The sequence below is a fragment of the Stenotrophomonas sp. STEN087 genome (genome assembly GCF_056759115.1).
In genome coordinates, this window is sequence record NZ_JBRRCR010000018.1 from 54463 (window position 1) to 63318 (window position 8856).

The following is an 8856-nucleotide window of genomic DNA, read 5'->3' on the forward strand; positions in this document are numbered from 1 at the left end:
GAAAAGTGGGAAAGGGCGGAGGCGGATCAGGCGCTGCGGCGACGGCGCAGCACATGGGCCAGCAGCAGGGCGCCGCCGAGCAGGGCACCGCCGAATCCAATGCCCGGCAGCAGTGCGGCAATGGGCAGCAGCAGGGCGACCAGGCTGACGCCCCAGCCGAGGCGGTCATCGCCAACTGCGGCACGCTGCGGGCCGGCCAGCAGGCGGTCCAGGCTGAGTGCGCCGCCACCGTTGAGGATCAGCGGCAGCAGCATGGCCAGGAACAGCAGCGGCAGCTTGAAGTTGCCATAGCCCTGGTCGGTGATGGCATAGCCCTGCCAGAGTTCGCCGAGGCCGTTCCACTGGTCGGGCCAGTGCACGGCGGCGATGGCGACCACGGTCAGCACCCAGAAGATGTAGGCCACCGAACGCGTGGCCAGGCCGAGCAGCAGCATCACCGCGCCCACCAGTTCCAGCCACGTGGCGAGCTGCCAGTTGAGCGAGGCGGGCAGGGTGGAGAAGGGGAACGGGAAGCGGCCGTCCAGATCGGCGAACCAGTTCTGGCCGCCCAGCTTCTCGCGGCCGGATTCAAAGAACTCCCAGGCCAGCAGGGCGCGCAGGGCCAGCGGCGAAAGCCAGCGGCCGACGGCATCCAGGCGCGGGGTGTAGAGGGAGGAGGCGGTGCTGATCATGGGTGTGTCCTGCGGGCCGGTGGTCGATGGAGGCCATTTCGGGCCACGCAGGTATCGGCAACGTGTGCCGATGCCCGGGGTTTTGTCAGCGACTGTGGCTGCGGCAGGGGTTTCGTACAGTTGGATACAAAGACGCCGCGTCGGGGCGCATCGGCGCGCTGCGCGCCCGCGTGCGGGGAAGCCTGTTCCCCCGGTAGTGCCGGACCATGCCCGGCGGCCGAATGTATCGGACTGTAGGAACCGGCCGCCGCCCTACAGTCCGGTACAACTCGGCGCCGCAGCGAAACAGCAGCGATACACCCACCGGCGGAAATGGCCACTCCCAACACCGGAGTGCCACCCATGATCCGCACCACCCTGCTTGCCGCTGCCCTGGCCCTGGCCGGCGCCGCCACCCCCGCCTTTGCCGCGCAGGCCGATGCCGGCGCGCCGCCCACCATCATCCTGGTACATGGCGCCTTCGCCGATGGCTCCAGCTGGAACAAGGTCATCAGCACCCTGCACGACTGGAAGCTGCCGGCGGTGGCCGTGCAGAACCCGCTCAGCTCGCTGGCTGACGACGTGGCGGCCACCCGCCGCGCGATTGCCGCGGCACCGGGCAAGGTGGTGCTGGTCGGCCACAGCTGGGGCGGCACGGTCATCACCGAAGCGGGCAACGATCCCAAGGTGCAGGCGCTGGTCTACGTGGCCGCGTTCGCACCGGATGTCGGCCAGTCCTCCGCGCAGCAGGGCGAAGGCTTCCCGGTCGGCCCCGGGCTGACCCGCCTGCAGGAGAAGGACGGCTACCTGACCCTGCCGGCCGATGCCATCGCCCAGGATTTCGCACCCGACGTGATGAAGAAGACCGCCGCCCTGCTGTACAGCACGCAGGTGCCGTTGAAGGCCAGTGCGCTGGGGGAGGCCGTGACCACCGCAGCGTGGCGCAGCAAGCCGAGCTGGTACGTGGTCAGCCGCGATGACCGCATGCTCTCGCCGCAGCTGCAGGTCGCCACCGCACGGCGCATCGGCGCGCAGCTGCAGTCGATCGGCAGCAGCCATGTAGCGCTGCTCTCGCACCCGGCGCAGGTGACCGACAGCATCCTGGAAGCTGCCGGGGTGAAGCCGGCCGAGCTGCCGCTGGCCGAGCAGGGGGGCTGAGCGATGGCCACGCTTCGTGCCTACACCGTGCCGCTGCTGCTGGCCCTGCTCGGCGCCGCTGCGCTGCTGCTGGCCTGGCCCAGCCCCGAAGCCGGTGCACAGACCGCCGAGGCCGCACCCGCGGCGGGATTCAGCGGCGGTGGGCCGTGGCACAACAGCCCGCCGCTGACCCTGCAGCAGCTGCGCGGGCAGGTGGTGCTGGTCGAGTTCTGGACCTACGGCTGCAGCAACTGCCTCAACGTCGCGCCGTACGTGCACCAGTGGCATGCGCGTTATGCGCCGAAGGGCCTGCGCGTGATCGGCGTGCACACGCCGGAATTCGCCTATGAAGGCCTGCAGGGCAACGTGCGCCATGCGATCCGCCGCCTCGACATCACCTGGCCGGTGGTGCAGGACAACCAGTACCGCATCTGGAACGCGTGGGGCAATCGATTCTGGCCGGCGCTGTACCTGGTCGACCGCCAGGGCCGGGTGGTCTACCGCCATTACGGCGAAGGCGATTACGCACGTACCGAAAGCGAGATCCAGCGCCTGCTGGCCAGCCCCTGAGCCGCGCTACCATGGCCGCGCCGCGCGGCCTTGTCCTCCGCCGCCATCGAGAACGCAATGAACCACGTACCGCACATCCTTGTCGTCGACGATGACAGCGACATCCGCCAGATGCTGGCCGACTACCTGCAGCGCAACGGCCTGCGCGTCAGCCAGGCCGATGGTGGCCGCGCCATGCGTGCGCTGATGGACACCCATGCGGTGGACCTGGTGGTGCTGGACGTGATGATGCCGGGCGAGGATGGCCTGAGCCTGTGCCGCAATCTGCGGGCCGGCAAGCACCGCGCCGTGCCGGTGGTGCTGCTGACCGCCCGCGATGATGAGACCGACCGCATCATTGGCCTGGAAATGGGCGCCGATGATTACGTGACCAAACCCTTCTCCTCGCGCGAACTGCTGGCGCGCATCAATGCGGTGATCCGCCGCACGCAGATGCTGCCGCCGAACCTGCAGGTGAGCGAAGCCGGTCGCCAGCTGGCCTTCGGCGAATGGCGCCTGGATACCACCGCCCGCCACCTGCTGGATGCGCAGGACACCGCCTATCCGCTCAGCGGCGCCGAGTTCCGGTTGCTGCGCGTGTTCCTCGACCATGCCAACCGCGTGCTCAGCCGCGACCAGCTGCTCAGCCTCACCCAGGGCCGCGATGCCGAACTGTTCGACCGCTCGATCGACCTGCTGGTCAGCCGCGTGCGCCAGCGCCTGGGCGACGACGCGCGCGAGCCGACCTACATCAAGACCGTGCGCAGCGAAGGCTATGTGTTCAGCGTGCCGGTGCAGCTGCTGGGGCCGGAGGAATGAACGCCGCCGCGCGCCGCCTGCCGTGGCCGCGCACCTTGTCCGCGCGCCTGCTGCTGTTGCTGCTGGGCGGGCTGACCCTGGCCCACGCGCTGTCGTTCGGCCTGCTGTTCTTCGAGCGCTACCAGGCCACGCGCAGCATGATGCTGCGCAACCTGGACGAGGACGTGGCGGTGAGCGTGGCCCTGCTGGAGCACCTGCCGGCCGACCAACGCGAGGCCTGGGTGCCGCGCCTGGAACGGCGCACCTACCGCTACCTGCTGCGCCCGGCCGCCGCCGGACCGGCGCTGGAAACCGAGCGTGCACGCCAAGTCACCGCCATCATCGATGACAGCCTGGAGCATCGCTATCCGCTGCAGGCCCGCCAGGTCGCGCGCCTGCCCGAACGTTTCGAGGTGGAACTGCGGCTGCACGATGGCACGCCGCTGACCATCGAAGTAACGCCGTCCGGCCTGCCGCTGGCGCGCTGGCTGCCAGCCGTGCTGCTGGCGCAGCTGGCCCTGCTGCTGTTGTGCGCGTGGCTGGCGGTACGGCTGGCGCTGCGGCCTTTGCAGCAGCTGTCGCACGCCGTCGAGCACCTGCAGCCGGGCAAGGACGCACCGATGCTGGCCGAAGATGGCCCCGCCGAAGTCGGTACGGCGGCCGCCGCATTGAATGCGCTGCAGGCGCGCATCCGTGGCCATGTCAGCGAGCGCCTGCAGATTCTCGCGGCGATCTCGCACGACCTGCAGACGCCGATCACGCGGATGAAGCTGCGGGTGGAAACGCTGCCCGAAGACGCGACCCAGCAGCGCCTGCTGGATGACCTGGACCACCTCGGCCAGCTGGTGCGCGAGGGCGTGGCCTATGCACGCAGCAGCCACGTGGCCAGTGGTGCGCCGGTGGCAATGGATCTCGGCGCATTCCTGGCCAGCGTGGTCGGTGATTACGAGGACATGGGCAAGCCGGTCTCGGGCGGTGCACCGTCGGGGCTGACGGTGCAGACCTGGCCGCAGCCGCTGCGGCGGGTGGTCGGCAACCTGGTGGACAACGCGCTGCGCTATGCCGGCAGTGCCGAGATCGATGCGGGTCGCGATGCGGCCGGCAAGCCGTGGATCAGCGTGTCTGATCGCGGCCCGGGCATTCCCGAGGACCAGCTGCAGGCCGTGCTGGCCCCGTTCCACCGGCTGGAGAGCTCGCGCAACCGTGATACCGGCGGCACCGGGCTGGGCCTGGCCATCGCCGTGCAGCTGGCGCAGTCGCTGGGCGGTTCGCTGCAGCTGCGCAACCGCGAAGGCGGTGGCCTGCAGGCGGTGCTGCAGCTGCCGGGCTGATGGGTGGGGTCGGATCCCTTTGCCACCGGCAAAGGGCTCTGACCCCGCGCCCTGCCTGCAGATGCACCGCGCCGTCACCCCGCGCGTGACACCCTCCGGCCATGAATGAAATGACGGCGGCGCGGCAGCGCTCGATGTGGGTCGCGGGCCTGTCCACCGTGGTGGAGTGGTACGACTTCACCCTGTACCTGTATTTCGCCACCGTGTTGTCGCGGGTGTTCTTCGGCGGCGGCGAGCAGGCGATGTTGGTCACGCTGGCGGGCTTCGCCGTCTCCTACCTGATGCGCCCGCTCGGCGCGCTGTGCTTCGGCCACCTCGGTGATCGCCTCGGCCGGCGCTGGATGCTGCTGGCCTCGATGGCGCTGATGGCGGCGGCGATGCTGGCCACCGCCCTGCTGCCGACGGCCGCCACGGCGGGTACCACGGCCGGCGTGCTGCTGCTGATCCTGCGCTGCGTGATGGCTTTTTCGGTAGGCGGCGAGTACACCGGCGTGGTGGCCTACCTGCTGGAAAGCGCGCCGGCGCGTCGGCGTGGACTGGTCACATCGCTGGCCTCGGCGGCCAGTGAAGTGGGCGCGCTGCTGGCGGTGGCGATCTCCGCGGTGACGGTGGCAATGCTGACGCCCGCACAGCTGGATGGCTGGGGCTGGCGCATTCCGTTCTTCGTCGGTGCCGCGCTCGCGCTGGTGATCCTCATTGCGCGTTCGGGCATGCACGAATCGCCCGAGTTCGAGCGCCAGCGTCGCGAGGGCAGTATTCCGGCGACGCCGCTGCGCCACGTACTGCGCAACCATCCCGGCGCGGTGGCGCGCACCTTCGCGATTTCCGCACTCGGTTCGATCACTTACTACGTCGGCATTACCTACGTGCCGGCGTTCCTGCACGCGCAGGGACACGATGAAGGCGATGCGCTGTGGTTGTCGACGGTGGCGGCAGTGGCGGTCATCGCCATCACGCCGCTGTGCGGACTGCTGTCCGATCGCTTCGGGCGGCGACCGCTGCTGCTGGGGCTGACCGTGCTGGCGGCGCTGCTGCCGCTGTCGATGTTCGGCTGGATGGCCGAAGCCGCGCCGCTGGGCATCGCGCTGGCGGCGGTGGTGCTGGCCTGCGTGGCAGGTGGCATCAGCGCGGTAGCGGCACCGGCCACGGCCGAGCAGTTCCCGGGCGAGGGCCGGGTGAGCGGGCTGGCACTGGGGGTGACCATGGCCACGGCGGTGTTCGGCGGTGCGACACCGTGGCTGGCGCAGTGGTGGGTGGAACGCAGCGGCTGGGCGGCGGCGCCGGGCGCGATGATCGCGCTGGTGGCGGTGCTGGTGCTGCCGGTGCTGTGGACCCTGCCCGAGACGACCCCGGGCAGGGGCAAGCGCTAGGCGATCAGACCGCCAGGGTCTGCTCGATGTCGGCCAGCACGGCCGGCGCATCCACGCCGATGGCGATCGACTGCAGCACGTGGCCATCCCACACGCTGGGGCCGAAGGCCAGGCCTTCCGGCTTGGGGATGGTCATGCCGCGGGCAACGCCGTCGGTGGCCACGCGCACGCTGGCGCGCTCGAACTGGAACAGCTCCGGGCGGGTCAGGGCGATGCAGGCGCAGCAGTCATGCACGACCATGCCCTTGTGCCCGGCCTGCAGGTAGAAGTCCACGTAGTCCTGCGACAGCGCACGCACCAGCTCGGCATCGGCACCGCCGATGGCAGCCAGCTTGTCCAGGCCGTCACGGTCCATTTCCACGCGGGTAGTGACGTCCAGGCCGATGGCGGTGACCGGCCACTGCGCGGTGAACACGATGTCGGCCGCTTCGGCGTCGCCCCAGATGTTGGCCTCGGCGGCCGGGGTGATGTTGCCGTTGACGTGGAAGGCGCCGCCCATCAGGACTACGCCGCGCACCAGGCCGGCGATGTCCGGGGCCTGCTGCAGGGCCAGGGCCAGGTTGGTCATGCGGCCGACCGCGATCAGGCTCACTTCGCCCGGGTGGGCGCGGACCAGGTCGATGATCAGCTGATGGGCCGGGCGCGCATCGGCGGCCACGTCCAGCGCAGCCGGCACCGGGTGGTTGCCCAGGCCGTTGTGGCCATGGATGTGCACCGGCCAGGCTTCCGGGGTGGCTTCGGGCTGCAGCGGGCCGGCGGCGCCGCGCGCGACCGGGGCGGCAAAGCCCCAGGCCTGCTTCAGGTACAGCGCGTTGTGGGTGGTCGAATCCACCGACGCGTTGCCGAAGGTGGTGGTGACGCCGACCAGGTCGATCTGGGCGTGCTTGTGCAGGTACAGCAGGGCCAGCGCGTCGTCGACGCCCGGATCCGTATCGAAAATGACTTTCAGCATGTTGTTGTTCTTCTTCTTCCGTGTGGTGCAGGGGGGCCGGCGGGACCCAGGGGGCCGGGCCGGCGCGCCCCACATTGTCCCATCTTCATGACAGGCAGGGCGAACCGCTGCGGCGGTGCTATCGTCAGGGGGTATCCACGGAAGGAGAACCGCCATGAAGACCCCCGCGATCCTGCTGGCCGGCCTGCTGTGCCTGGGCGCCGTCGCGCCGGCCCTGGCCACCTCGGTGGAGCCGAAGCCGCTGGAGGAAATGGTGGCTGAAGCCGACCAGATCGTCCGCGCCAAGGTGGTCGCCGTGGAAATGGTCGATGGCAAGGGACGGCCGCTGACCGATCCCGGATCGCGCACCGGGCCAGGCTCGGACAACGAGATCCGCCTGGTCCTGCAGGTGCAGGAAGTGCTGCGGCCGCGGGAAGGCAAGGTGCCGGCGACGATCCGGGTGCCGCTGTGGACGATGTGGCATTACACCTTGGGCCATATCCGCGAGGCCACGCTGGGCAGCGAAAGCCTGTTCCTGCTCAAGGGCGAGCGCCATGCACCGGTCTATCCGATGGATTTCCAGCGGCCGCTGGAAGAGCGCGCGCAGATCCAGTCATTGATGGTGGCGCCATGACCGCGCCGGTTCGCTGCTGCGGAGGCACGCCATGCTGGTGGTGACCCTGGTCCTCATCGCCCTGGTACTGGGCCTGAACCTGGTCGCCACGTATGTGGTGGTGCGGCGCGACGACGTGTCGGTGGGAGGACGGATGGTGCAGCTGCTGCTGGTCTGGCTGCTGCCGCTGGTCGGCGCGATCCTGTGCATGGCGATCGCCACCGCCGATGGCTCGGTCAGCCGCAGCGATGGCAGCTTCGCGGGCAGCTACGATTCCTCGGCCGGGTATGCCAGTGACAGCCACAGCAGCCACAGCCATGGCGGATCGGACTGCAGCAGCGACAGTGGTGGCGGCGATGGTGGCAGCTGCGGCGATTGAGGCGCAGGCATTTTGTAGAGTCGAGCCGTGCTCGACGGCCCCGAAAAAGCAGTCGAGCATGGCTCGACTCTACGGAACAGCTCAGCCGCCGCCTTCGGTCGGCAGCGGTGCGGGCACGTTCAACAGCCCACCATCGGCCACGTACGCGGCCAGCGCCTGGCCCTGGCTCAGCAGGTGGCGTTCCATCGTGCGCTCTGCCGCCTGCGCGTCACGACGGCGGAAGCAGTCCATCAGCTCGCGGTGTTCGGCCAGCGACTGCGCCGTGCGGCCCGGTGCCAGCAGCTGGCGGCCGCGGTGCATCTTCAGGATGCGGTGCAGGTCGTGGGTGATGCGGATCAGCCACGGGTTGCCGGCGTAGTGCTGCACGGTTTCGTGGATGAGGTAGTTGTTGCGGTAGTACTCGGCGATGTTGCCGTTGGCCGCTGCCGCTTCCATCGCTGCATGCAGGTCTTCCAGCTGCTGCACGCCGGCGTCGTCGATGTGCTTGACCGCCTCATGCGCGCAGCGGCCTTCCAGCATCGCCATCACCGGGAACAGCTGGTTGAGGTCTTCCAGGGTCAGCCGCGTGACCCGCGCACCGCGGCCAGCATCGATCTGCACCAGCCCTTCGGCTGCCAGCAGCTTCAACGCCTCGCGCAGCGGCGTACGGCTGATGCCGAGTTCCTCGCACAGCGCGGGTTCGTCGATCCATTCGCCCGGCGGCAGCCGGTAATCGTAGATGCGCTCGCGCACATGCTCGGCCACCTCTTCATACAGAGGTGCGCGCTTCTTCGGCGAACGCGGGGCGGGAGCAATGGCCATGGTGGAAAGTGTACTGCCTCCCTGCGTGGAACCTGTAACGCGGTGCGGGAAACCCGGTTGGGCGAAATCCGATGGAAAAAATGGCTGGCAGAAACTGCTTGGTAGAGTCGACCGTTGGTCGACTGCTCTCCGCATGGATGCCGAAGATCCCGCGCTGCGCGCGATAGTCGACGTACGGTCGACTCTAGGCGGTGGGGGGGGGGGGGGGGGGGGGGGGGGGGCGGGCGGGGGGGGGGGCGGGGGGCGGGGGGGGGGGCGCGGGGGGGCGCGGGGGGGGGGGGGGGGGGGGGGGGCGGG

At 69.7% G+C, this 8856-nt stretch carries 10 protein-coding genes; 7 read left to right on the top strand and 3 right to left on the bottom strand.

Annotated features, from left to right (window positions below; genetic code table 11):
* Nucleotides 1-26: 26 nt before the first annotated feature.
* On the bottom strand, nucleotides 27-671 hold the full coding sequence (locus ACVOK1_RS07210; RefSeq protein ID WP_406232524.1) for an HvfX family Cu-binding RiPP maturation protein: 645 nt from the start codon (nucleotides 669-671) through the stop codon (nucleotides 27-29).
* Nucleotides 672-1013: 342 nt separating this feature from the next.
* On the opposite strand from ACVOK1_RS07210, the gene ACVOK1_RS07215 reads away from it, so the two are divergent.
* From ACVOK1_RS07215 to ACVOK1_RS07235, 5 genes are all read left to right on the top strand, one after another.
* On the top strand, nucleotides 1014-1808 hold the full coding sequence (locus ACVOK1_RS07215) for an alpha/beta fold hydrolase (protein WP_481561577.1): 795 nt from the start codon (nucleotides 1014-1016) through the stop codon (nucleotides 1806-1808).
* 3 nt (nucleotides 1809-1811) lie between these two features.
* Nucleotides 1812-2357, top strand: coding sequence for a redoxin family protein (locus ACVOK1_RS07220; RefSeq protein ID WP_481561578.1), 546 nt, complete (start codon nucleotides 1812-1814; stop codon nucleotides 2355-2357).
* A 57-nt stretch (nucleotides 2358-2414) separates the two neighbouring features.
* Entirely contained in the window at nucleotides 2415-3155 is a 741-nt protein-coding gene (locus ACVOK1_RS07225) for a response regulator (protein ID WP_025873908.1), read from the top strand.
* Complete coding sequence (locus ACVOK1_RS07230; protein WP_481561579.1) at nucleotides 3152-4465, top strand: sensor histidine kinase; 1314 nt, start codon at nucleotides 3152-3154, stop codon at nucleotides 4463-4465. The genes ACVOK1_RS07225 and ACVOK1_RS07230 overlap by 4 nt, the downstream gene beginning before the upstream one ends.
* A 110-nt stretch (nucleotides 4466-4575) precedes the next feature.
* Nucleotides 4576-5835, top strand: a complete 1260-nt coding sequence (locus ACVOK1_RS07235) for an MFS transporter (protein WP_406236501.1) — start codon at nucleotides 4576-4578, stop codon at nucleotides 5833-5835.
* A gap of 4 nt (nucleotides 5836-5839) precedes the next feature.
* Here ACVOK1_RS07235 and ACVOK1_RS07240 read toward each other — a convergent pair whose 3' ends face one another.
* Nucleotides 5840-6787 carry a nucleoside hydrolase gene (locus tag ACVOK1_RS07240; protein WP_481561580.1) on the bottom strand — a complete coding sequence of 316 codons (948 nt, stop codon included), beginning with the start codon at nucleotides 6785-6787 and terminating at the stop codon, nucleotides 5840-5842.
* 154 nt (nucleotides 6788-6941) lie between these two features.
* Between ACVOK1_RS07240 and ACVOK1_RS07245 the strand changes: the two genes are divergently transcribed.
* Both ACVOK1_RS07245 and ACVOK1_RS07250 read left to right on the top strand, forming a co-directional pair.
* Entirely contained in the window at nucleotides 6942-7400 is a 459-nt protein-coding gene (locus tag ACVOK1_RS07245) for a hypothetical protein (RefSeq protein ID WP_108768134.1), read from the top strand.
* 31 nt (nucleotides 7401-7431) lie between these two features.
* Nucleotides 7432-7758 (top strand): hypothetical protein, encoded by a 327-nt coding sequence (locus tag ACVOK1_RS07250; protein ID WP_481561581.1) that lies wholly within the window; start codon nucleotides 7432-7434, stop codon nucleotides 7756-7758.
* Between the two features lie 81 nt (nucleotides 7759-7839).
* Here the strand turns inward: ACVOK1_RS07250 and ACVOK1_RS07255 are convergent, their stop codons facing one another.
* The gene (locus ACVOK1_RS07255) at nucleotides 7840-8559 is read right to left on the bottom strand and encodes a GntR family transcriptional regulator (protein WP_108768136.1); all 720 of its coding nucleotides are present in this window, start codon (nucleotides 8557-8559) and stop codon (nucleotides 7840-7842) included.
* Nucleotides 8560-8856: the final 297 nt, after the last annotated feature.